19 protein-coding genes and 1 pseudogene are annotated in these 25,876 nt (G+C 34.6%); 13 read left to right on the plus strand and 7 right to left on the minus strand.

Annotated features, from left to right (window positions below):
* Window positions 1-6 precede the first annotated feature (6 nt).
* A complete protein-coding gene (locus J3U66_RS07210) occupies window positions 7-1,452 on the minus strand; it encodes a uroporphyrinogen-III C-methyltransferase (RefSeq protein WP_267348544.1) in 1,446 nt (481 codons plus the stop codon).
* Between the two features lie 740 nt (window positions 1,453-2,192).
* On the opposite strand from J3U66_RS07210, the gene gmk reads away from it, so the two are divergent.
* A complete protein-coding gene (gene gmk / locus J3U66_RS07215; protein ID WP_267333045.1) occupies window positions 2,193-2,816 on the plus strand; it encodes a guanylate kinase in 624 nt (207 codons plus the stop codon).
* Between the two features lie 124 nt (window positions 2,817-2,940).
* Here gmk and gloA read toward each other — a convergent pair whose 3' ends face one another.
* Together gloA and J3U66_RS07225 are read right to left on the minus strand one after the other, a co-directional pair.
* Window positions 2,941-3,348, minus strand: coding sequence for a lactoylglutathione lyase (gene gloA / locus J3U66_RS07220; RefSeq protein WP_267343867.1), 408 nt, complete (start codon window positions 3,346-3,348; stop codon window positions 2,941-2,943).
* A 244-nt stretch (window positions 3,349-3,592) separates the two neighbouring features.
* The gene (locus tag J3U66_RS07225; protein ID WP_416379557.1) at window positions 3,593-4,093 is read right to left on the minus strand and encodes a glycine zipper 2TM domain-containing protein; all 501 of its coding nucleotides are present in this window, start codon (window positions 4,091-4,093) and stop codon (window positions 3,593-3,595) included.
* Between the two features lie 168 nt (window positions 4,094-4,261).
* Here J3U66_RS07225 and J3U66_RS07230 point away from each other — a divergent pair, with 168 nt between their 5' ends.
* The 3 genes from J3U66_RS07230 (at window position 4,262) to pgm (ending at window position 6,712) form a co-directional block, all read left to right on the plus strand.
* Window positions 4,262-4,456, plus strand: a complete 195-nt coding sequence (locus J3U66_RS07230) for a hypothetical protein (protein ID WP_267333048.1) — start codon at window positions 4,262-4,264, stop codon at window positions 4,454-4,456.
* A gap of 22 nt (window positions 4,457-4,478) precedes the next feature.
* Window positions 4,479-4,991 carry a hypothetical protein gene (locus tag J3U66_RS07235; RefSeq protein ID WP_267333049.1) on the plus strand — a complete coding sequence of 171 codons (513 nt, stop codon included), beginning with the start codon at window positions 4,479-4,481 and terminating at the stop codon, window positions 4,989-4,991.
* Window positions 4,992-5,074: 83 nt separating this feature from the next.
* On the plus strand, window positions 5,075-6,712 hold the full coding sequence (pgm, locus tag J3U66_RS07240; protein ID WP_267348546.1) for a phosphoglucomutase (alpha-D-glucose-1,6-bisphosphate-dependent): 1,638 nt from the start codon (window positions 5,075-5,077) through the stop codon (window positions 6,710-6,712).
* Between the two features lie 352 nt (window positions 6,713-7,064).
* On the opposite strand, the gene J3U66_RS07245 is transcribed toward pgm, so the two are convergent.
* The 3 genes from J3U66_RS07245 to ubiG form a co-directional block, all read right to left on the minus strand.
* Window positions 7,065-8,630, minus strand: coding sequence for a hypothetical protein (locus tag J3U66_RS07245; RefSeq protein ID WP_267348548.1), 1,566 nt, complete (start codon window positions 8,628-8,630; stop codon window positions 7,065-7,067).
* 455 nt (window positions 8,631-9,085) lie between these two features.
* Window positions 9,086-10,552 (minus strand): IMP dehydrogenase, encoded by a 1,467-nt coding sequence (gene guaB, locus J3U66_RS07250; RefSeq protein WP_267348550.1) that lies wholly within the window; start codon window positions 10,550-10,552, stop codon window positions 9,086-9,088.
* A gap of 132 nt (window positions 10,553-10,684) precedes the next feature.
* Window positions 10,685-11,404 (minus strand): bifunctional 2-polyprenyl-6-hydroxyphenol methylase/3-demethylubiquinol 3-O-methyltransferase UbiG, encoded by a 720-nt coding sequence (gene ubiG, locus J3U66_RS07255; protein WP_267348552.1) that lies wholly within the window; start codon window positions 11,402-11,404, stop codon window positions 10,685-10,687.
* A gap of 466 nt (window positions 11,405-11,870) precedes the next feature.
* Between ubiG and J3U66_RS07260 the strand changes: the two genes are divergently transcribed.
* The 9 genes from J3U66_RS07260 to J3U66_RS07300 all read left to right on the plus strand — a co-directional run bounded on the left by J3U66_RS07260 (window position 11,871) and on the right by J3U66_RS07300 (window position 23,755).
* A complete protein-coding gene (locus tag J3U66_RS07260; protein ID WP_267333054.1) occupies window positions 11,871-13,238 on the plus strand; it encodes a sodium-dependent transporter in 1,368 nt (455 codons plus the stop codon).
* Between the two features lie 298 nt (window positions 13,239-13,536).
* Entirely contained in the window at window positions 13,537-15,411 is a 1,875-nt protein-coding gene (htpG, locus tag J3U66_RS07265) for a molecular chaperone HtpG (protein WP_267333055.1), read from the plus strand.
* Window positions 15,412-15,599: 188 nt separating this feature from the next.
* Entirely contained in the window at window positions 15,600-16,442 is an 843-nt protein-coding gene (gene licT / locus J3U66_RS07270) for a BglG family transcription antiterminator LicT (RefSeq protein ID WP_267333056.1), read from the plus strand.
* A 187-nt stretch (window positions 16,443-16,629) separates the two neighbouring features.
* Window positions 16,630-18,519: a beta-glucoside-specific PTS transporter subunit IIABC gene (locus J3U66_RS07275; RefSeq protein WP_267348554.1), complete on the plus strand. Its 1,890-nt coding sequence runs from the start codon at window positions 16,630-16,632 to the stop codon at window positions 18,517-18,519.
* A gap of 3 nt (window positions 18,520-18,522) precedes the next feature.
* Window positions 18,523-19,914 carry a glycoside hydrolase family 1 protein gene (locus tag J3U66_RS07280; protein ID WP_267348556.1) on the plus strand — a complete coding sequence of 464 codons (1,392 nt, stop codon included), beginning with the start codon at window positions 18,523-18,525 and terminating at the stop codon, window positions 19,912-19,914.
* Between the two features lie 108 nt (window positions 19,915-20,022).
* Window positions 20,023-20,823, plus strand: a complete 801-nt coding sequence (locus J3U66_RS07285) for a histidine phosphatase family protein (protein WP_267348558.1) — start codon at window positions 20,023-20,025, stop codon at window positions 20,821-20,823.
* Window positions 20,824-20,954: 131 nt separating this feature from the next.
* Window positions 20,955-22,289, plus strand: a complete 1,335-nt coding sequence (locus J3U66_RS07290; protein WP_267348560.1) for an OprD family outer membrane porin — start codon at window positions 20,955-20,957, stop codon at window positions 22,287-22,289.
* Between the two features lie 25 nt (window positions 22,290-22,314).
* A complete protein-coding gene (locus J3U66_RS07295; protein ID WP_267333061.1) occupies window positions 22,315-23,070 on the plus strand; it encodes a histidine phosphatase family protein in 756 nt (251 codons plus the stop codon).
* Window positions 23,071-23,215: 145 nt separating this feature from the next.
* Window positions 23,216-23,755 (plus strand): methylated-DNA--[protein]-cysteine S-methyltransferase, encoded by a 540-nt coding sequence (locus J3U66_RS07300; RefSeq protein ID WP_267343863.1) that lies wholly within the window; start codon window positions 23,216-23,218, stop codon window positions 23,753-23,755.
* 691 nt (window positions 23,756-24,446) lie between these two features.
* On the opposite strand, the pseudogene J3U66_RS07305 reads toward J3U66_RS07300, so the two are convergent.
* Window positions 24,447-25,876: pseudogene (locus J3U66_RS07305) on the minus strand (hypothetical protein); the annotation flags it as partial.

Below are 25,876 nucleotides of genomic sequence, written 5' to 3' on the forward strand. Positions count from 1 at the left end.
ATTCTCCTATTTAGCCATCATTGAACGCACACGCGATTGCATTAATTTTTCTAATTCCGTCGCGCTTGCCAACTTATCTGGAACAGATTGATTACTGATTGATTGACTTTGTAAATTCTCAAGATCATCTAAGAAAGCCTTAACATCAGGCGCATTACCATCAAAATAAGCATTAACCCACAATGCAGCATCACTTAAAGCGCGTTGGTAAACAAGATCTTGATGTCTTGGTACAGCCTGAGCTGCAATCAATAAACGAAAACGAATATTTTCGCGTAAATAAAGTGATTGTTCTAAATTTAGTGGTGTTTTCAATATTTGACATCTCACAATCTGTTTTTCATCTTTTTGAGCTTTAGATAAACAAGTAGCAAAATTTTTCTCATTTTCGTCAATTTTTTCAATGGTGATGAATTTATCCAAAAATGACTGAGCATTAGTCAATAAATTATTCGACCAATCGAAAACAGACGACGTTATTTCGTGATGACTATTTTTCTCTGTTGGCTCTTCGGTTAGCTCTTTTGAATTAGTCGGCGTATTAACTGATTGTGCTGATGATATGTCATCATTATATTGTGTCATCCCTAAATCTATTTCTTTGTAATTTCCAACCAAAGGTAATTCCGTTAGGGATTCAGAAAGTCCGATTAAATTCATCACAATACCATCATAGTCAACAAAACTGACTTTTGACAGTGAAGTAATATCTTGATTAATCGCTTGCCTTGCCGGTATCAAACTAGGATCATCAGCTTGCGCTAAACTTTCATCGGCACTTTTAAGCAATAATCGAGCGGTAGTATAATCTTGATCATTCCAAATTTTTCTACCCGCTAGATGCACCAGATAATTTGCTTGTGAAATCAACCACACACTGTTATCTGTTGTTGACATGGCCGAAAGACGCTCGTTTAAATTATGCAAATTTTGTTCAGTTAATTTTGAGGCGTCATTGATTTGATTGGTTAACTGTTGTTGATTTTTTTGTTGTTCATTGAGTTGGCGATCAACGCGCTGTTCCAGCGATGAAAATTGTTGATTTTGCTTGTTTACCGCATCGGTGATGCTATTTTGCAAATCATGAACAATACTATCTTTGGTACTTTGTTTCAAATTGGCAAGTTCAACTTGTAGGCTTGCAATTGTCTTTTTTTGATTTTCGACTTGCAAGTGTCCATGATAAAAAACAAAGCCGCCTAAACCGATTGTTAAAGCAATCGCTAAGATGGCTAACTTTGAAGTGGGCACTTTATTTGAATTATTTTTAGTAGCTGATAAATTGGATTTTTTTTCTACTTCAGGACTAGATTGGGCATTTATTGGCATTTTTTTATTTTCAGTCATAGTCTTATTCGCTTTATATTCAGTTTTTATGATAGGTGAAGGGCTAAATGAGGTCGTATTTATTGTTGAAAGCGTTGCATTGGCACCATAATATTTTAATGGCATAATTTACTCCACTTAGCTCTGGTTTAAATGACAATATTATGACATAGAGTCATCACAGTTTTAACTAAAATTTAATTAGTAACAAATCAAATCATTTTAAATAGTTATTTTTAAATTGATTTTGTTGATTAACTTACTCTCTTTATTTTGGTATTTGTCATATTACTAGTTATCCTTTTTTGATCAATATTATGTTTTTCATCATTGAGCAGTAATTTTATCTTTAGCCTTTCGCTGCTTGATATAACGTGGTTAAACGAAGAAAAATACTGTTATAGGGGTATATGGGCTATATTATTCACCCTAGATTCAATGATAGTTAAAAATTTTATTGCTAAATAAAGATAAACCAGACATGAATATGACACAAAATTTTTGCAATTATTATTTTTGTGTACTATTTTATTGATACCTTCATCAAAACTATATTGTTATATTTTTTATATCTATACCTTAAAAAATTACTGCTAAAATTAGCGTTTGATCAAATTTATCTTTTTGATTAACAAAATTCAATTTAATTATTTTTATAGTCGTTTTGATGTATTGTCAGTATATTGTTAACTTATTAAATTGCAAAAACTTTAACAACCTATCATTGCATCCAGTATAAACATATGTAATTTGATGTTTGCTATACCACAATCTAGCAAATTATTTTGTTATAATATTTGCATTTCGTTTTAGTTATCTTATTTTAGTTATCTAATCAACCTTTTCATACTAAGTGATAAAATTTTATGTATACAGGAACCTTGTTTATTATTTCAGCACCAAGTGGTGCGGGTAAATCAAGTCTAATTCAAGCTTATTTAGCGCAAAAAGATCATCATCCAGCTAGAGTTTCTATTTCTCATACAACTCGCACACCAAGGCCTGGTGAACAACATGGTGAACATTATTATTTTGTTGATCATCAACAGTTTGAATCGTTGATCAATCAACAAGCTTTTGTTGAGTATGCGCATGTATTTGAAAACTATTACGGCACCTCAAAAGATGAGATCGAAAAAAGTTTAATTGATGGAGTAAATGTTTTTTTAGATATTGATTGGCAAGGTGCAAGGCAAGTACGAGCGCAAATGCCCGAGTCAAAAAGCATTTTTATTTTGCCACCATCAATTGAAGAGCTAAAAAATCGACTCAAGAAGCGTGGACAAGATGATGATCAGGTAATTGATAAAAGAATGCAAAAAGCTCAAGCCGAAATTTCACATTATGATGAATATGATTATATTATTATTAATGATGATTTTGATTGTTCGTTAAATTCATTAAATTCAATTATCACAGCTACACGTTTAGAACAGCAGAAACAAGCAATGATTAATCAAAACCTACTTAGAAGTTTACTAGCAAAATAGTAACTCATAGGTTAGCGCTATATAATTTTGCTAGCTTTGACATAAAAGCCTTAATGTAAATTAGTAAATTCATTTTTTACAACAATATCGCCGAATTTGATCGGCGATATGATTTACCTTAATTTTAATGACCTAATGCTTTATCAGCTTGATCATTTTGAATCAACTCTATTTTGTAACCATCGGGATCTTCAATAAATGCAATAATTGTGTTGCCCCCTTTTACTGGACCGGCTTCACGCGTTACTTTGCCACCTGCTTGTTTGACATTACTACACATTTGCGCAACATCATCAACGCCAATAGCAATATGCCCAAAAGCATTACCATGATCATAACTTTGTGTTCCCCAATTATAGGTCAGTTCAATAACTGAACCGGCTGATTCATCATGATAACCAACAAAAGCAAGTGAATATTTATATTCTGTATTTTCACTCGTTCTTAATAATCGCATGCCCATTATACGAGTATAAAAATCAATTGATCGTTGTAAATCACCAACACGAATCATAGTATGTAATATACGCATCGCTTTATTGTTCCTTTTGTAGTAATAATGATTTCAATAATTTTATATATTCACAACGAGCCAATCAAATTTTTTATGCCTGAATTTGCATATTGATAATATTTGATATGGATTGAAGAGAAAGCCTTGAAGATTTTATTGGTGCACGACTTACTGAAGATAGTTAAATGAATAATTTTGCGAAAATAGACTTCGCTTAGAACGCTAACAAGCAAAGTCTATTTTATTTAGAAAAAAGGGAAAATTACTTCTTAATTTCGCTATTATAACGAGGTGATGCGCTAATTTGTTTACCATTACTGACTAAACGTACTTTTTGCCCTGCAAAAAAATCATTAGCAGATCCTTTTTGTACAATAACGATATTGCCGCCGTTTTCTCGTTGAATTTCTAACTCAACAGCACTGGTTTGGCTAGCTTGATTTTCAATTGCACTACCTAACACTGCACCACCGATTGCTCCAGTTGCAATCGCTACAGCTTGCCCGGTACCATTACCGACTGTATTACCTAAAACGCCACCAAGTACTGCACCACCTAATGAACCTAAAATATTTTCACTGCTACCATCAGAGGCATTAGTTTGGATTTTCACTGGGCGAACAGACACAACTGTACCATAACTAACTTGTTGAACCTGTTTTGCTTGATCTGTTGTATAAACATCGCCAGAATATATATCACTATTACCACAACCCGTTAAAATTGCTGCTAAAATAGCTAAAGTGACGATTTTTTTCATAATTTATTCCTCATATAATTTGAGTATGAGCATGCTCATACTATTTTTTAGCATAATATTCTTTTATAAAAACGACAATATCATTTTCACTATTTTATCACTAGATAATATTATTTCTTAGCAAGTTGAGTTATACTCAGGTTAATAGTTTATCTACCATACAATAAGTATATGAAACGGTTATTTTTTCAATTAATATTATCAGTTATGATATGTGCCTGCCATGATACCAATCAACAACAAAAATTAGATAATGAAGCAATTGTTGAGAGTAAAAATAAAGATTGTTTATCAGAGAATGCAGGCAGTAATTTGCATCAACTCGACAATATTGCAATTGCAGCGCAAGGGTGTCCCGTAAAATAACTTAATAGGCATAATTAACATAATGAAAACTATCGAAATAGACGAAGAATTATATCAATTTATTGCAGCACAAACTAAACATATTGGTGAAGATGCATCAAGTATTTTGCGTCGTTTGTTAAAGATCAATCAACCTGTAAAAACAACAATTAGTACTACCAGTCAAGCAGACAATCAATATACCTTATTTAATGACTTACTAACGAGTGATACTTTTGTTAATGAAAAATCAATTATAAATCGGTTTATATTGTTACTTGGTGCGCTTTACAATTATAACCCAGCTTTATTTTCAATTGCGGCTACATCACTGCATGGCAGTAAACGGCAATATTTGGCGAAAGATAAAGAGTCATTAGAAACATCCGGTAAAAATACAAAGCCGCGTGAAGTAATTGGCACGCCGTATTGGGTGATCAGCAATACCAATACAGCCCGAAAAATCTATATTATTGAATCAATTATGAGTGATATGGGTATATCAGAAAATATGATTAATCGAGTGATTGAAATTTTTTCATCGCAGAATAAATAAAATCACATGCTTTTATTAAAGAATAAACAACTATAGCTTGTAGCATAGATATAAATAGATAATTTATGAAAGAGGAGTATAAAATGGCAAACCCTAGCCGGGCAGGATTATTAGCTGAACCGTCTGATCTCATTGACGTTGAAGCATTAAGAAATAATTACTATAACATTAGCCCTGATATAGAAAACGCAAGTCAATTAGTGATTTTTGGTACCTCAGGTCATCGCGGTAGTTCCAACAAAGGTACCTTTAATGAGGATCATATTTTAGCCGTTGCTCAAGCTATAGCAGAATACCGTCAGGCAAATAATATTACGGGTCCATGTTTTATTGGTCAAGACACCCATGCTTTGTCAGAGTTGGCATTAAAATCAGTATTAGAAGTGTTTGTCGCTAATGAACAAACCGTTGTTATCGCTCGAGATTGGGGATTTACCCCAACGCCAGTTATTTCACATGCTATTTTAACGTATAACCTTGGCAAACAATCACAATTGGCTGATGGTATTGTAATTACGCCTTCGCATAATCCGCCTGAAGATGGCGGTATTAAATATAATCCGACTAATGGTGGTCCGGCCGATACGCATATCACAAAGCAAATCGAAAATCGCGCTAACGAATTACTAAAAAATAAACTTAATGGCGTGAAGCGTGTTTCTTTAGACAAAGCGATTAACTCCTCTTACATACATACTAAAGAGTACGAAACTGATTATGTAAATGATCTTGAAAACATTTTAGATTTAGCATTAATTAAATCTTCTGATCTTAATATTGGCGTTGATCCATTAGGGGGAGCCGGTATCACCTATTGGCCAAGAATTGCTGACAAATATGGTATTAAACTTAATATTGTCAACAATAAAATCGATCCAACTTTTAGTTTTATGCACCTTGATCATGATGAAGTGATTAGAATGGATTGTTCTAGCCGCTGGGCAATGGCGGGATTATTGCAATTAAAAGATAAGTTTGACTTAGCGTTTGGTAACGATACCGATTTTGACCGTCATGGTATTGTAACACCAAAAGGATTGATGAATCCAAATGCTTACCTTTCTGTTTGTGTGAATTATTTATTCCAAAATCGTCCACAATGGCATAAAGACATAGCTATTGGTAAAACATTAGTAACGAGTTCAATGATCGACCGCGTTGCTAATAGCCTTAATAAAAAATATTTAGAATATCCAGTTGGCTTTAAATGGTATGCTGATGGTCTTTACAACGGAACATTAGGTTTTGCCGGCGAAGAGAGTGCTGGCGCCTCTTTTTTAAGAACGAATGGAAAAGTTTGGGCAACCGATAAAGATGGTATTATTTTATGTTTGCTAGCAGCTGAAATGACGGCAAAAACAGGAAAAAATCCACAAGAACAATACCAAGAACTTGAAGCAAAATTTGGTGTTTCATATTATGGACGGCTACAAGCACCGGCCTCTTTTACTGAGAAACAAAAATTAGCTAAACTTGATGCCAGCCAGTTAACAACAGACCAGCTTGCTGGTGAAAAAATTACCCAATGTTTAACTACGGCGCCGGCAAATAATGCACCAATTGGTGGATTGAAAGTGATAACTGAAAACGGTTGGTTTGCAGCTCGACCTTCAGGCACAGAAGACGCTTACAAAATTTATGCTGAAAGTTTTATCAGTAACGATCATTTAGCAACATTACAAAAAGAAGCGCAAGAAATTGTTGCCAAAGCTATCAAATAACTGTCATGTACTTTGCTGATTTAACTTAAAATCAGCAAAGGTTATTGAGTTGTTTGTCGTGTTCATAACAATTTGTACAGCAATAAAAATTCTGCCCAGATCACTATTTGTGTCTGGGCAAATTTTTTACTTCACTCATTTATAAATGATAGATTCTAAGTTTGTTGGCAATCTTGCCCTCATCAGGGCTCAATTATCAAGTTTTTTAGAGTATAAAACACACAACAACATGATCTGAACAGTGGTAAATCGTTTATTAAGCCAATATGTGTTTTTTATTTTTGTAATACCCCACCTCAATTCAGTATATAAAACAACTAATAACAAAATTGAGGCTATAATATCATCACAGTTATGGACTAACACAAGCAATTTGATGTGAGCTATAGCTTGGATCGTCATACCACATGTCCCCATCACCAGCATCAATTCTTAATGGGTTACCTTGATAAGTATCGATAGTCCAATACCAATCAATAGGATGCCTTGTTGCCCAGTTTGTGCCAGGATAATGAATAGGTTGATTAAACATGGTGCCCCATTCGTTAAATAATCCGCCTATCCATTTGCCGTTCGTTCCTCTATAACTTAATTGACGACGGTAACCATTTATATTACGACCCGGTATTCCGCCAGACCACATCGAAGTATTAGCATTAGTATAATCAGCCACACTCGGCAGTCGATAACCAATGCCTCGACAATAAGATATTGCGCCATTTTGATTTGAAACAAGATCGGCTGATGGGGTGATATACCAACGTTGTATAGTAAAACTGTAGAGTTTATTCTGCTTAGCTTTGTCAGAATATAACTGAAAAGTAACAGGAGAAAAACTTTTAGGGGCAGTTGAAGTTGTTGGTCCTTTTAGTACTATTTTTACCGCACTTACACTACTACTATTACCCCAACCCGGCGTATTTTCCGCTGATAGCAATAACGTAACATTACCTGAACTTGATTTAATTGTGCTACCATTGATATTGACGACTTCTTGCGGTGTTATTCCGCTTAATAACAAATAAAATCTTAAATTATCTGAACCGGTACTTGGAAAATTTTTAGCAGCTGTATTAATATCTTGTGGAATAAATCCTTTTCCTTTGCCCCAATCGGGACCATCTAAATCTTGATATTGGGTATTATTACTTGAATCGTTTGCTAGATTAGGTTGTGCGTAACAAACTGTCGGTTTATGAGAAATTTGATAACGTTTAGTCACTGGCACATAATCACTTTCTTTAGGAATGCCATATTTAGAATAAGTTTTTAATTGTGCGGTAATCTCTAACGTTAATGGCAGTGTATACGCATTATCACAAGCCAATCTTTGACTAATATTGGTTAACGCTTTACCATTTGCATCATACCAATTAGAACTCGTGAAACTGAGTAGAAAAGGTTTATAAGTATCTATCTGATCGCCATCTTTATCGGCATAGTTTAATTTATTATCTAACGAATCATAGTAAAAGTTTTTAACTGCAAAACTTGATGGTTTTAAATTACCGTCAAAAAGATTAACTTCATTCCCTTTCATATTACTGCTTGCTTCACTATAAAATACACCACCTACGGTAAATCCATGTTTACTAGCGGCCAAATCTATATTGGCTACTTGCGGCGCATTCCCTTCTATTGCTTTCGCTGTCGCGGCGATCAATGCGTTGGCACAAGTAAAAGGGAGTAACAGTAAGCCAACAATTATTAGGGTTGTCTTTTTAAAAAAGAGATGAAGATAAAGCGTATTAAGCATTAAACCTATAGGTTTGTTAACAAGCTTAAAATAAATAAAAAAATGTTCTAATAACGACGCTTTAAAGTAAGTCAATAATTGTTTTTTTGTTAAACCCTTAGATATGGGGATCACACTCGATCGAAGACAAAATAATATAAAACGATATCCCTTTTCAATCATATTTTTACCGCTCCTTGTAACGCTATACCTGTTTTTTGGCAGAAATCTATATGGTTATTTTCGTTTAATTAAAAATTATTTTTTTCATATATTTCAATACTATAAAAGCAAAAATGATTTGGGTATCATAAAGTAATTAATATCACCTGTAACGGTTATTTATGTTAAAAATTGTCATTGATTGTTAATTATTTTAAATTTACGATTTTTTGTTCCTATTAATTTCAAACAGTGAGATTTATTGAATGACTGATAGCAATTTTGACAAACGTTGTTAGTTTTAAAAGAATCTAGCAGAGAGATTGATATTTAAATTTTATCTAGAGTAGTCAAACGCAGAAAATACAACTATGCAATAACTGAAACAATTTATTTAAAAATAACAAATTGTTTTATAGAGAATTAATTATGTTAGATTGGGATCATTTAATCAATGATCCCTGTTTTATTGGATTTTAAACACCTGCACGATAGTTAGGTGGTTCTTTAGTAATAAGTACATCATGTACATGACTTTCTTTCATGCCTGCACCAGTAATACGATAGAATTTAGCTTTTGTGCGTAATTCATCAATTGTGGCACAACCAGTTAATCCCATACAAGAGCGTAATCCGCCCATTTGTTGATGGACGATTTCTTTCAATAAGCCTTTATAAGCGATACGACCTTCAATCCCTTCAGGTACTAATTTATCAGCGGCATTATCAGTTTGGAAATATCGATCTGAAGAACCTTTCGCCATTGCACCTAATGACCCCATTCCACGATAAGATTTATAAGCTCGGCCTTGGAATAATTCAATTTCACCGGGTGCTTCTTCGGTTCCAGCAAACATCGATCCAACCATAACACACGAAGCACCTGCTGCAATCGCTTTAGCAATATCACCCGAAAAACGTATGCCACCATCGGCAATAACTGGGATATTGTATTTTTGTGCCATCTCTACAGCGTCCATAATCGCTGTAATTTGTGGTACGCCCACACCAGTGACAATACGCGTTGTACAAATTGAACCTGGACCAATCCCAACTTTAACTGCACTCACACCCGCATCGATCAAGGCTTTTGCACCTTCGGCCGTTGCAACATTACCACCAATTATTTGTAAATCAGGATACGCTTTGCGAGCTTGACGAATACGTTCAAGAACGCCTTCGGAGTGACCATGTGAAGAGTCAATTAACAGCACATCGACACCCGCTTCAACTAAAGCAGCAATGCGTTCCTCATTTCCAGCACCAGCACCTACCGCAGCACCGACACGCAAGCGTCCTTTTTCATCTTTACAAGCATTCGGTTTTTGCTCCGCTTTATTGTAATCTTTAACGGTGATCATGCCTTTTAAGTGGAATTTATCATCAACGACTAATACTTTTTCAACGCGGTGTTCATGCATTTTTTGCAGAACACTTTCACGTTTTTCACCTTCATTGACCGTTACTAAACGTTCTTTAGGGGTCATCACTGCAGTAACCGGTAACGACAAATCGGTGGCAAATCTTACATCCCGTGCAGTAATAATCCCCACTAATTCTTGCGATTTGGTGACAACAGGAAAACCGGCAAAGCCATACTCTTTAGCAAGATCAATAACATGCTGTATTGTTGCTGTTGGTAACACTGAAACTGGATCTTGTACAATACCACTTTCATGCTTTTTAACACGCTTAACATGATTTGCTTGAACGTCTATTGGCATATTTTTATGAATAAAACCAATTCCACCTTCTTGAGCAAGGGCTATAGCCAGATCGGATTCGGTAACCGTATCCATTGCAGCTGAAAGCATTGGAATATTAAGTTTTATTGTTTTCGTTAATTGAGTACTAATATCAGCAGTGTTAGGTAATACAGATGAGTGAGCGGGAACTAATAACACATCATCAAATGTGAGGGCTTCTTTTACGATACGAGACATGACAATATTCACCATTGAGTTGAATTGTTGATAAAATATTGCCGACGTATTCTACCTTTCTTTTTTATGAAAAACTAGTTAAATTTAATATTTTATTAAGTGTTTGTTCACTTACATATCAAAAAATTTAACTTACTCATAATCATTATTAATCTCTTTTTGCGCCATCATAATATAATTCACATCGACATTCGATCCTAATGTAAATTGATTTTTAAGTAGATGATATTCCATTCCAATAATATCTTTAACCTCTAAACCTGATTGTTCAACCCATAGCATTAACTCTGACGGACGAATAAATTTATTGGCGTCATGTGTGCCTTTTGGTACTAGTCTTGCAATATATTCAGCACCATAAATCAACATTAATTTAGCTTTATAATTGCGATTAATGGTTGATAAAAATAGTTTTCCGCCAGGTTTAAGTAATTTTGCACAAGCGTTGATAATAGAAAAGGGATCAGGAACATGTTCTAATAATTCCATACACGTAATCATATCATAATAATCACTTTTTTGGTCAGCATGCTCTTCAACGGTCTGTTTTAAATATGTGATAGAAAGACCACTTTGTTGTGCATGGCATTTTGCCACTTGTAATGATTCATCAGCTAGATCGATTGCCGTAACATTAGCACCGAGTTTGGCTAAACTTTCAGATAAAATTCCCCCACCACATCCTACATCTAATACATTTTTTTGCTCTAATGAGCCACACTTTTGCTTAACATAGTCTACTCGTAATGGATTAATAATATGTAGTGGCTTACATTTACCATTGGGATCCCACCATTGGGCAGCCATCTGTGAAAATTTATTGATTTCATTAATATCGATATTTTGTGACATGATTATGTATTATAAGATTATCAAAACTGAAATTAACTATATTCTAACTATCAGTAATTATCAACAAATTGCCCAAACTATTCTTAGTTCATTAATTATGATGATCATAATAAAAATCTAATAGAAATTACAGCTGGCTGGTTACATTCATTCAATCGTTTATTTTTATTATCAAAATAAGTTTTTTATACTTTACTTGTAGGCTAATTTTTATTGACATTAATTTAATGAACAAAGTCAATCTAATAGAATAATTAATATAAAAATTATTCAGTAATAGATGCTAATTTACTAATAACGTCAAGCTAAAATTTTAGACAGATATAGTAAATAAAGTAATGTTTTCTTGTTTATAGCTTGGTTTCATGGCATGATCTAACACTTAATTTTTTTAATAAAAAAGCTTTTTGAGCATTTGTTTACACTAAAATTAAACGTTTAATTAAGAGTAAAGGAAAAGATATTCATGAGTACAGGTACTATGAAGAAAAGTCACTCACAATGGAGCTCTCGCATGGGATTTATGCTTGCAGCGGCGGGTTCTGCAGTGGGTTTAGGTAATATTTGGAAATTTCCATATATGGCAGGTGAAATGGGTGGTTCAGCATTTGTACTCACCTATTTACTGTTCATGTTCATGATTGGACTACCAATTTTAGTTTTAGAATGGTTAATTGGTCGCCGCGGGCAAAAAAATCCGATTCATACAATGGAAGATGTCGCCGCTTCTGAGGGACGTTCTAAATCATGGCGTTGGGTTGGTATTATTGGTGTACTTGGCTCATTTTTAATTTTATCTTTTTATAGTGTAATCGGTGGATGGGCTACAGATTATATTGTGCTGGCAGCAGAAGGGACCTTTGAAAACGCAACAGGCGAAATTACCGGACAAATTTTTACTGACTTCCTTGGTAATGTAACTAGTTTACTCACTTGGCATACCGTGTTTATGTTTGCAACTGCATTTATTGTTGCCTTAGGTGTCGGAGCAGGTTTAGAGCGTGGCTGTAAAGTGATGATGCCAGGTTTAGGCATTTTACTATTAGTATTAGTAGGTTACGCGGCTTATGCAAGTGGACCGTCTTTTGGTGTAGCTTGTGAATTCTTATTCTCACCTAACTGGTCAGCATTAAACGGAACGGCTATTTTAGCTGCGTTGGGACATGCATTTTTCAGTCTATCATTAGGTATGGGTATTATGATGGCATACGGCTCTTACTTAGGACAGGATGTTAACTTGTTATCAACCGCCCGTACAGTCGTGATATTAGATGTTATTGTGGCTGTTTTATCTGGCTTAGCGATTTTCCCATTAGTTTTTGCCAACAATCTAACACCAGGTTCTGGTCCAGGCTTAATATTTGTTACGTTACCAATTGCATTTGGTAATATGGGTGGTGGTTTAATTTTAGGTATTTTATTCTTTATCTTTTTAACTTTTGCTGCATTAACCTCTTCTATCTCTTTACTCGAGCCAACAGTTGAATTGCTAGAAGAAAAAACACATATGGGCCGTAAAACAGCAACCGCTGTAAGTAGTATTATTATTTGGGCATTAGGTATTGCCTGTATTTTATCGTTCAACAAATGGGCCGATGTAACGCTATTTGGCAAAAATATTTTTGATATTCTTGACTACATAACCAGTAAAATTATGTTGCCGGTCACAGGACTAGGTACGGTTATTTTTGGTGCATGGATGATGAATCAAAAACGCATCCGTCAAGAGCTCAACTTAAATTCATTCTGGACTATTGTTTGGACTTTATTGACACGATTTGTTATTCCAGTAGCAATTATCGCGATTCTTATTTTTGGATTTACACCAGAATAATCATTAGAAAGTTGTTAATCAGCCCTGAATTAATGTCAGGGCTTTTTTGGCAACTTTACAAAAAACCAGCAAACTACCCACTAAATTTGCAAACGTCTATTGAAAACGATTTTTTTATTCCCATATACCAATACAACAATAAATCATATGGTTAAAACAATGTTATTCGATTAACGTTAATGCCTTATTGTATTGATATTTTTTTTAAAATAATCGTTAAAGTATATCAATAAGTTAACAATCATTATGGTCGCAATCGTTAATTGAATTTACTTAATAGAGTAAGAGGTACTAGTCAATGAGTAAGCAAGGAACCGAAACACGAGGATTTCAATCCGAAGTTAAACAGATTCTTCATTTAATGATCCACTCTTTATATTCTAATAAAGAGATATTTTTACGTGAACTGATCTCTAATGCATCTGATGCTGCCGATAAACTCCGTTTTAAAGCATTAGAAAACCCAAATCTATACGCCGGTGATGGTGAACTAGGCGTACGTATTTCAACCGATAAAGATGCCGGTACGCTAACAATCTCGGATAACGGTATTGGTATGACTCGTGACGAAGTCATTGAAAATCTTGGCACTATTGCTAAGTCAGGCACCAAAGCATTTTTAGAATCAATTGGTAGCGATCAAGCTAAAGATAGTCAGTTAATTGGCCAATTTGGTGTCGGTTTTTACTCCGCATTTATCGTTGCTGATAAAGTGACCGTTAGAACGCGCGCCGCTACTGCAAATGCAGATGAAGCCGTCATGTGGGAATCAGCCGGAGAAGGTGAATACACTATTTCTGATGATCATAAAGAAACCCGAGGAACTGAAATCACATTACATTTAAAAGACGATGAAAAAGAGTTTTTAGATGACTGGCGTTTACGATCAATTATCAGCAAATATTCTGATCATATTTCTCTTCCGGTTGAAGTACAAACCACAGACGAAGAAAGTAAAGAAGTTAAATGGGAAAAAGTTAATAAAGCTCAAGCGCTTTGGACAAGAAGCAAATCTGAAATAACTGATGAAGAATATAAAGAGTTTTATAAACATATTTCTCACGATTTTGCTGATCCTTTAAGCTGGAGTCATAATCGAGTTGAAGGTAAACAAGAGTATACTAGTTTACTTTATATCCCATCTAAAGCACCTTGGGATATGTGGAATCGTGATAACAAACACGGCTTAAAACTCTATGTTCAACGCGTATTTATTATGGATGATGCGGAACAATTTATGCCTAACTATTTACGTTTTGTGAAGGGATTAATTGATTCAAATGATCTACCACTAAATGTATCGCGTGAAATTCTGCAAGACAATAAAATTACCCAAAGTTTACGTAATGCGTGTACTAAACGTGTATTACAGATGCTTGAAAAATTAGACAAAGACGACAAACAACAGTATCAACAATTCTGGAGTGAGTTTGGTTTAGTATTAAAAGAAGGTACAGGTGAAGACTTTGCTAACCGTGAAGCGATAGCTAAATTATTGCGTTTTGCTACAACCCATAGTGATAGTGATGCACAAACTGTCTCATTAGAAGACTACATTAGCCGCATGCAAGATGGTCAGGAAAAAATTTACTATATTACTGCTGATAGTTATGGCGCAGCAAAAAATAGTCCTCATCTTGAGTTATTCCGTAAAAAAGGTATTGAAGTTTTATTACTTTCTGATCGTATTGATGAATGGATGATGAGCAATTTAACTGAATTTGATGGTAAACAATTCCAATCAATCAGCAAATCAGACGAATCAATCGAAAAATTAGCCGATCAAGATAGTGAAGCACAAAAACAAGTTGAAAAAGAACTTGAACCATTTATTGAGAGAGTCAAAAAAGTATTAGGTGATAAAGTTAAAGAAGTCAAATTAACCCATCGCTTAACGGATACGCCAGCAATTGTGACTACGGCTGCTGATGAAATGACAACACAAATGGCTAAACTCTTTGCCGCAGCAGGACAAAAAGCGCCAGATATAAAATATACTTTCGAGATTAATCCTGATCACAGCTTGGTTAAACGCATTGCCGATACCCAAGATGAAGCTGCATTCAAGGATTGGATTGAATTATTATTAGATCAGTCGCTGCTTGCCGAAAAAGGTTCGCTTAGTGATCCGAGTAAATTTATTCAGACAATGAATAAGTTACTAGCTCAATAATTTTTTTAATCTAATGTTAAAGTGCAAACCCGATATTGACCAATGTATCGGGTTTTTTATTATTTTTTCCTCAAAAAGCAATAAAATTTTGTTGGAATTATGATAAATATCACACTTTTTGATATTTTAACTTTCCATTTTCGATTAGCTATTCATAATATTTTAACCGATAAATTAAATCCTAAGCTATGAAAGTTCATAAAATACTTAATAATAATGTAGTTATTACGCTTGATGCTAAAGGCAATGAATTAATTGTAACGGGTAGAGGCGTTGGCTTTAAAAAACGTGAAGGTGATTTAATTGATCCAACCCTAATTGAAAAGCAGTTTTCATTAACCAATAAAGAAACTTTACCCAAATTTGCTGAGTTACTTTCTGAAATTCCAATTGAAGTACTCACCACTTCAGAAATTATTATTCAACATGCCAAGCAATTTATAGAAGGAAAACTACAAGATAGTATTTATATTTCACTCACTGATCATATTCATTTTGCCATAGAGCGTCATAAGCAAGGATTTGACATTCCAAATAGTTTCTTGTGGGAAATAAAAAAACTCTACCCCAAAGAGTTCCAAATGGGGTTATACGCTTTATCGGTAATAAAAGATCGTTTGAATATCGAATTACCCGAAGACGAAGCCGGCTTTATCACTTTTCATATTATTAATGCACAGCTAAATGATACCATGCCAAATATCGTCAAAATGACAAAGATTATGCGGGAAATCCTTAATATTGTAAAATATCATTTCAACTTCGAATATGATGAAGATTGTTTATCTTATCAGCGGTTTGTAACACATTTGAAATTTTTTGCTCACCGAATTTTAAACCAAAGCAAACAAGTACAACAAGATGCTTCACTGTATCAGATAATTCGGCAAAAATATGAGCACGCTTACCTTTGTACCAAACAAATAGACTTACATCTAATTCAACAATATCAGCACCCTCTTACCGATGACGAAAGTTTATATTTAACCATCCACATTGAACGTTTACGTAATGAGCTTAAAACGCAATAATGTGAAATAGATCACATTTTTGTAATGACTTTCAAAAAGTGATATTTACTTTTCACAATTTATGTTAGCCTAACTTCATAATTTTTGGATTGTTATTGCATAATAGAACAATAAATTATGCAAGCAAAACCTAATCACCTTGAACAAAGGTGGTTAGGTTTTTTTTTGCTTTTAATAAGGATAAGGTATGAAAAACAGAGGGCTTGCCGAATCAATTATTCAACACGTTGGTGGAAAAGAGAACATTACCAGTTTAGTTCATTGTGCAACTCGATTACGCTTTGTATTGAAAGATGACAATAAAGCTGATGCCGATATTTTAAAAAAACAAAAAGGTGTAATTACTGTTGTACAAAGCGGTGGGCAATTTCAGGTCGTTATTGGTAACAATGTTGCTGATGTGTTTAACGATATTATGGAATTAACCAAATTAAATGAAATTTCTCAACCAAACAGTTCATCAGGTAAAAAATCGGGCATTTTATCTAAATTAATTGATTTAGTTTCTGGTATATTTATCCCTGCATTAGCTATCATCGTTGCGGGCGGTATTTTAAAAGGCCTCATATCATTATTGCAAGTATTGAATCTTGTTCAGCCTGCGACACCAACCTATAACTTTTTATTTGCGATTGCCGATGCGCCTTTTTACTACTTACCACTAATTTTAGGTTTTTCTGCCGTGAAAAAATTTGGTGGTAATCCTTACGTTGGTATGGCAATTGGCGGCGCTTTAGTCCACCCCAATATAGTCAATATGATGGGGAGTGCTTTAGCCCTTAAAACGGAATTCTTCTCTATTCCGATAAACCTTATTCCCTATGCATCTTCTGTCTTTCCAATCATCTTAGCAAGTTGGTTTTATTGCTTATTAGAAAGAGGCTTTAATAAAATATTACATGACTCGTTTAAAAAGTTTATTTCGCCCCTGCTTGGGTTACTAATTACTGTGCCATTAACTTTTGCAGTTATTGGTCCTGTGGTCTCATTTTTAAGCGATATTGTAGCTGCTGGTATTATTTATGTATATCAACTCAACTCAATTATTGCCTCAATGATTTTAGCTGCAGTTTGGCAAGTGATGGTTATTTTTGGTATTCATTGGGGATTAGTCCCGTTTGCCATGAATAACTTATCTATCAGTGGCGAAGATTTTATGCTACCAATTTTATTCCCGGCGGTTTTTGCACAAGTGGGGGCTGTTTTAGCGGTGATGCTAAGAGCAAAAGATCCACAATTTAAAGCATTGGCCAGTTCATCCGTTTTATCGGGCATTTTTGGGGTAACAGAACCCGCTATTTATGGTGTTAATTTACCGTTAAAAAGACCTTTTGTGATTGGCTGTCTAGCCGCTACAGTTGGTGGCGGTATTGTGGGTTACTTCCATACGGTAATTTACTCATTTAGTTTTATTAGTATCTTTTCATTTTTACAATTAATTCCTGCTGAAGGTATCGATGAAAGATTTTATGCGGTCGTTGTGGGTTGTTTAATCTCATTTATGCTTGCCTTGATTGCTACTTATCTTTTTGGAATTGCGAAAGATAAACGCGATGTAATCGGACAAAACGAGCAACAAACTGAAAAACAACATGATAAAGTTAATGCCAGCAACGTTACCTTGTTTAGCCCAATGACAGGTGAGTTAATTACTTTAAATAAAGTTAATGACCCTACTTTTGCCAATGAACTAATGGGCAAAGGCGTAGCGATAATTCCAACAATTGGTCAAGCTGTTGCACCCGATGATGGTGAAGTGGTCTCACTATTTAGAACTAAACACGCAATTGGATTACAAACTGATTCTGGTGCTGAAATTTTAATTCATATTGGTATTGATACTGTTAAATTAGAGGGTCAATACTTTGAAGCTCACGTACAAGCTGGCAGTAAAGTCAAGAAAGGTGATCTACTTGTTAGCTTTGATATAGATGCTATTAAACAAGCTGGATTTGAAGTCACTACACCAATTATCGTTACAAATACAGATAATTATCAAGATATTCAATGTATTTTTAAACAAGATAATATTCAAATTGGTGATGCATTATTGGCATTATCGACAAATAAGGAGTAAAACATGTCAACAAAATTTCCTGAAGATTTTTTATGGGGCGGTGCGATTGCCGCCAATCAAGTAGAAGGGGCATTTCGTGAAGATGGCAAAGGGCTATCGACTTCGGACTGTACACCTAATGGACTATTTGGTGATATTGTTGATCGTAATGAACATAACATTACTAGTATTAAAGATCGAGCAATCGATTTTTATCACCGCTATCCGGAAGATGTTGCACTATTTGCACAAATGGGCTTTACCTGTTTACGCACATCTATTGCATGGACTAGGATCTTTCCAAATGGCGATGAAACTCAGCCTAATGAGGCAGGGCTAGCTTTTTACGATAAGCTATTTGATGAAATGATAAAACACAATATTAAACCATTAGTCACTTTATCTCATTACGAAATGCCTTACCACTTAGTTACACAATATGGTGGCTGGGCAAACCGTAAAGTGATCGACTTTTTTACCCTTTATGCTAAAACAGTTTTTGAACGCTATAAAAATAAAGTAAAACTTTGGTTAACCTTTAATGAAATCAATATGTCATTACACGAACCGTTTACCGGTGTTGGGCTTGCTCGCAATAGCAGCAAAGCACAAATTTACCAAGCGATTCACCATCAACTTGTCGCAAGTAGCCGAGCCGTAAAACTATGCCACAACATCATTCCTGATGCAAAAATCGGTAATATGCTATTGGGTGCTGTTGCCTACCCACTCACACCAAAACCAGAAGATGTTTGGGCTACTCATCAAGAAAATCATGGTTGGTTATTTTTTGGTGATGTACAAGTGCGTGGATACTATCCAACCTATATGCACCGATTTTTTAAAGAGAACAATATTAAACTAACAATAACAGAGCAAGATCATGAAGATCTTAAAGAAACGATCGATTTTGTTTCATTTAGTTATTATATGAGTTGCTGCGCAACAGCGGATGAATCACAAAAAACGAAAGGTAACATTTTAGATATGGTGCCAAATCCTTATCTAAAAGCTTCTGAATGGGGATGGCAAATCGATCCTATTGGTATTCGTTATTTACTTAATATGCTTTATGAACGTTATCAAAAACCGCTATTTATTGTCGAAAATGGTTTAGGTGCTAAAGATAAACTTGAGGATAACGGCACTGTCAACGACGACTATCGAATTAATTATATGAATGATCACCTTGTGCAAATTCGAGAAGCAATCAATGATGGTGTGCAAGTCATGGGATACACGAGTTGGGGACCCATTGATCTTATCAGTGCCTCAAAAGCAGAAGTAACCAAACGTTATGGTTTTATTTATGTCGATCTTAATCAAGATGGTTCCGGTAGCTTAACGCGTTACAAAAAGAAAAGTTTTTATTGGTATCAATCTGTCATCGCCTCAAATGGTGAAACATTAAAATAAACGATAAAGTGACTAGTCTATCATTGACTAATTGCGAGTAAAAAAGTAGTTAATTATTGTGTCAAGGCAGAACGGTTAGCTACTTTACTAAAAAGTTAGAACTAGAATATGAAAAAAATAATCATAAAAGCACTCGTTACCGTAAATTTGATCGTATCGAGCCTATTAATCACGAGTTGTGCTCAATTATCATCAAATACATCACAAGACGCTATCACCATCTATTTTGCTCGTCATGGAAAAACACTTTTCAATAGTTATGATTTGGTTCAAGGATGGGCTGACTCGCCTTTAACTGAACAAGGTATTGAAGTTGCTCGCTATTTAGGTGAAGGCCTTAAAGATATTAAATTTGATGCTTACTATACCAGTGATGCAGGTCGCCAGCGCGAAACAATGCAAGTATTGCTAGCACAAAAAGGGGTAAAAGATTATAAAATCCAAGAACTGAAAGGTTTACGTGAAGTATTTTATGGTGGTTTTGAAGGTGGGCCGAATGCCAAAATGGTTAACGCCAGTATGGAATCTTTGGGTTATAAATCTGTCGACAGTTTTTATAAAAGCTATAAAGAAGGTAAGATTTCTGTCGCTGCATTGACGAATGCTATTGCCAAAGCTGATCCTAAACATCAAGCCGAAGATTATCAACAAGTTAAACAGCGTACACAAGCAGCGCTAAAGACTATCGTTAATAATGCAATCAAACATCACCAAAAAAATGTGTTAGCGATTTCATCTGGAATGTCAATGCAAGTAATGATTTCTGATCTTACTGACAACAGCAATAAAAATAAACCATTATCGAATGCAACAGTCGTTAAAATTGTTTACAAAAACGGCCAATATAACGTGGTTGAAATAGGCAACATGCATTATGTTGAAAACGGAAAATCTATCTTAAAAAATTAGACAGACAAAAAATTGAGCAGACTGGATTGTTACTGCCAAGGCAGGCAAAACCTAAATGTTTAGTAAAAAATAAAAATTTATAAATATTAATTATTTTGAACTTTGAATATAAACACTTTAGGAATTTAGGAATGAAATTAAAATCCCTCACTGTTATACTTTTTAGCTTGACGAGTAGTCTTGTAGTAGCTAATGAATCGACATCAAAATATGAGCCTAAATCAATAGCTGATAATGCTTTTTTTAAAGATACCAAAATCGTGCTATCAACCAAAAACTATTGGAAGTATTTAAAAGAAGAAGCCGAAAATCCAAAAACAGTTCACAATGCATGGGGGCATGGCGTTGCAGTAAGTTATCAATCCGGTTATTTGGCTGATTTTATTAGTTTAAATGCTGATTTTTATCGAGCATTTCGTTTAGCTGCCAGTGATCACTTTGCAAGTCGAGGCGTACTTTACAATAAAGGCAATAAAGCCAAAAGTAGCAATGCCGGTGGCTACACTAAAATAGGCCAACGTTATGTAAAATTAAAAGCGAAAGTAGCTGATGTTAATCTTAATGGTAATATTGGCTGGCATACAATGAAAAACTTTGGGGTTATTTCTAATACTACTCGCCTATCGCCAACAACTTATCAAGGCTATAGCGCAACATTAAATTACGGTGAAGTGACATTAAAAGGGGCTTATATAACGCATTCAATTTCTCGTGACTCTCCCGATAAAAAACAGTTTAAAAGTCGTGATGGCAAACATACTATTGATTATATTGCCACAGGCGATATTTCACTAAAAAATAAATTTTACAGCGCTGAATATGCCATTGGTGAAAGTAAAGACTATTTACGCCGTCAAATCTTTTTAGGTAGCATTAAACCAATCGATAAGTTAACAATTGGCACCCAACTATATTTTACCAAATCGCTAAATAATTATAAAAAAATGGCACTGAGCAAACGTTATTTTGATAAACATGCCAATCACTATGCCGCTGATGTCAAATGGCAAGATGATAAGTGGGGAGCTAAAATTGGCATTGCCTATACTGATGCTAAAAAAGGTCAAGGGCAGTTAGGCTATTATCATCGCCATATGTCTAGCCATTCACGCGGTACATTTATGTCTATGACGCAAGCAGGCGAAGATTATTTACGACATGGCGAACGAGCATTATCAACTATCATTGATTATAAGCTATATCCCGATTTAACGCTTGGTTTAACTGCCAATTATGGGGAGTTTAAATTTAGGCACACAACCGTACGCTCAAGCGAATTTAACCTGTTCACCAGCTGGATCCCGACCAATAATAGTTTAAAAGGGCTAACCCTTTGGGGAATGGTTGGACCTGGATGGTCTTATAAACATAAAAATCGCACACCCATTTTACGAAATGGTAAATCTCAAACTGCACCGTTCTTAGGTGCTGAATTTATTGCAGAATACCGTTTTAACTTATTATAAATCATAACACTATGAGGTACTTTTTATGAAAACGTTAATAAAATCTTCAAGTTTGTTATTGGTATTTCTTTTTACGATAACAAATGCTTTTGCTCAAGATGTCTATCTTTATGTTACCCGACATGGTAAAACCATGTTCAATAACGTACATCGCGTACAGGGTTGGTCTGATACCCCATTAACCAAACCCGGTATTGACGTTGCTCAGCAACTTGGTCGAGGGTTAAAAGATGTTGATTTTATTTCGGTCTATTCTAGTGATTTAGGACGAGCAAGGCAAACTGCACGTATTATTCTCGAAACAAAAGGTGTGCCAGTGCAAATAAACGAAATGGAAGGATTACGGGAAAATTGCTTTGGTGAATATGAAGGTGATCTTGATCCTAATATGTGGAATCCGGCAGCAAAACATTTAGGTTACGCATCTGATAAAGATCTTATGGACGATTTAGCAAAAGGTAAAGTAACACTTAAAAAAATGATCGATGCGATTGCTGCAGTTGAAAAATCAGGTGAAGCAGAAGACTATAATAAAGTAAAAACTCGCATGCAAGAATCATTAAAAATGATTGCAGAATCAGCCAAAGCACAAGGTGGCGGTAACGTTTTAGTCGTATCGCATGGTTTGGCAATTATGGCAATGGTTGAAGAGCTGTTAGATAAACCGATAACCGCAGGTTTAGGTAATGCAAGTGTAACTAAAATTCGTTATACCGATGATGGCAAATTTATTGTTGAAAGTTTAGGTGATATGAGTTATGTCGAAAAAGGCAAACAATAATATCTAACAGTTAAAAGATGCCCCCTCAACATTGGGGCATCTTTAACTCAACATACTTTTTGCAATTAAAAAAATGATAGAATTTGTTACAATAAACCTGCACAATTAATCAATTATTTCAAGTGATAACATTAAAAAGGTCAGCATGTTTTATCTATCTCAATACCAATCACCTATGGGCTCAATCAGTCTAGCAAGTCAACAAAATAAATTAGTTGGCGTTTGGATTGAAGGACAAAAATATTTTGGTACCATTCTCAAAGCAGAAAAACAATATCATGCAAACCTACCCATCTTTAATCAGACAAAAAAATGGCTTGATGATTATTTTGCAGGGAAAAAACCTAACATTAAGCAACTTGAACTCGCGCCACAAGGTACCCCTTTTCAACACTTAGTCTGGCAAATTTTGTGTCAGATCCCTTACGGGCAAGTAATCACCTATGGCAATATAGCCAAACAAATTGCACTACAAACAAATAAGGCTAGCATGTCAAGCCAAGCTGTTGGCGGTGCGGTTGGCCATAACCCTATATCCATTATTATCCCCTGTCATCGAGTTGTTGGTGCCAATGGTAATTTAACCGGTTATGCTGGTGGCATAGATAAAAAAATTAAACTACTTGAAATAGAAGGCTTAGATATGACACAATTTTTTACACCCCGTAAAGGTACAGCACTTTAAAAGTTAAAATAATAATCGACTAAAAGTAAATCAGATGACTACACTGATCCATTTTTAATGGTTGAAAAATAACCGTTATCTAGCAAATTATCATTCATTTATCGTGGTGATTGCTTAAAGATTATGGTGTTTTTTAAGCGCTTTGCTGTTAGACATTGCCTTGATTTATTTTGGTAAACGTTGAACTAAAAATCCCACTTACAGATTAAAAAATCAGCATAAATATTTTATTATTTATCAATACGCTACTTTTATCATACATAACTTAATGAATAAAATGACTATATAACCTATAGTGTAAATTTACCTAGTAGTTAGATAGTTATAATGAAATAGCGCAGTTTTGTATGAAAATGGTAAAAAGTTAGCGATTAATTCCAATATAAATTTAAGTGAATTAAGTTAAAAAATTTATCTGTTTAGCACAGTTATCTATAATTATTATTTACGCTCAACTGAAGTATCTTTTAACTGTTGCTAAGTTATCAATAAAGCACCGTTATCTGTTTATTTTTTATGCATTCATTTTAAAAAATTTTGCTTGTCGCTAAGCGACAAGACAAAATTTTGTTTTCTCTCTAATAATATAATCATCACAATGCGTTTTTTCTTACCCTTGTAAGTTGCATAGCCCATTAGTAGATGGCACTAACCATCATAATGAGATCAAATATACCATTGTAAAAATTATTTAGCCTTTACAGGCAACTAAATGTTGATAAGTAACAGAATAAGTATTTACATTACCTGCTCTTGCATCAGCAACAAACATATAACTACCAGTAAGATGAACACTAGATGTCCAATAGAATGCTTTTCCATCCAAAGCTTGTACAAAGTTACCCCATTGCGAATCCGGATAAGCAGCAAAATTTGTAAATCCCCATTCTGGGAACACGCCTTGTCCTATCGCCCGTGTAAAGGTGTTCATACTGGTATCCCAATCAACATTAGGCGCTATATTATTTTGTGGTGAATTAGTAAACACTGAAATAGCCGGTATATTTTGGATGCCACCACATCGATTTTTTGCACTCTCAAAATCCATATAATTACTACCTTGTGGAATTATCCAAATACTTGTTGGATTAAAGGTATAAGTAAAAACTTTGGAGTTATCTCTTTTGGTGACAATACTTACTGTTACATTACCAGTCGGTTTATCTTTGATTTTAACAAATCCTTGCGGATCAACCGAAACCTGCCCACCAGGGTTAGCTATGATACTATAACTATAATCAGTTTGTGCACCTGACATAACTAACTGAAACTTAGCGCCAGGAAAACCAGTTGTTGGAAACGTCGCTTTCGATACAGTAGGATTGACCTTAAATCCCATATCTGGAACATAATCTGCCGTAAAACCACCACCGTGAATCGGATGACGACTGGTACGATTAACATCATTCCAAGCTTCACCACTGCCATCGGCATTATAACTAATCCATTGATTAGATTTGTTAACAATTGTTGCATTAGGTTTAGCATAACAAAGTAGAGGTTTAGAAGAAATTTGATAACGTTTTACTATTGGCACATAATCACTTTCCCTCGGCATGCCATATTTAGAATAGGTCTTTACTTGTGTTGTTATTTCAAGCGTTAATGGCATCGGATAACCACTTCCGCATCCCATCGTTTTACTAATATCTGTAATTAATTTTCCATTACCGTCATACCACTGTTTACTGGTAAATGAGAGTAAAAATGGCTTTGATGTATCTATCCCATCACCATCTTTATCCGCATAATTTAATGTGTTATCCAATGAATTATAGTAAAAATTCTTAACGATAAAATCAGCAGGGCTTAACTCACCACTAAATTCCTTAATTACATCACCCTTGATATTGTTGCTTGCTTCACTGTAAAAAACACCATTAACCGTAAATCCTTGCTTATTCGCTGCCAAATCGATATTTATCACTTCCGGCGCACTACCTTCTATCGCTTTCGCTGTCGTTGTACTTAATGCTTGAGCGGTATGAGTCGTTAATAAAATAAAAAATATCAATAAAGAACATTGCGCTAATGTCGATTGAATTAATTTAAAATAATCTTTTACATATGAATTATTTAACGAAATAATGCTCGAAAAGTGTTTAAGGAAATATAAAAATT

Origin of the sequence: Gilliamella sp. B2969 (assembly GCF_026536195.1) — a bacterium.
Lineage (GTDB): Bacteria > Pseudomonadota > Gammaproteobacteria > Enterobacterales > Orbaceae > Gilliamella.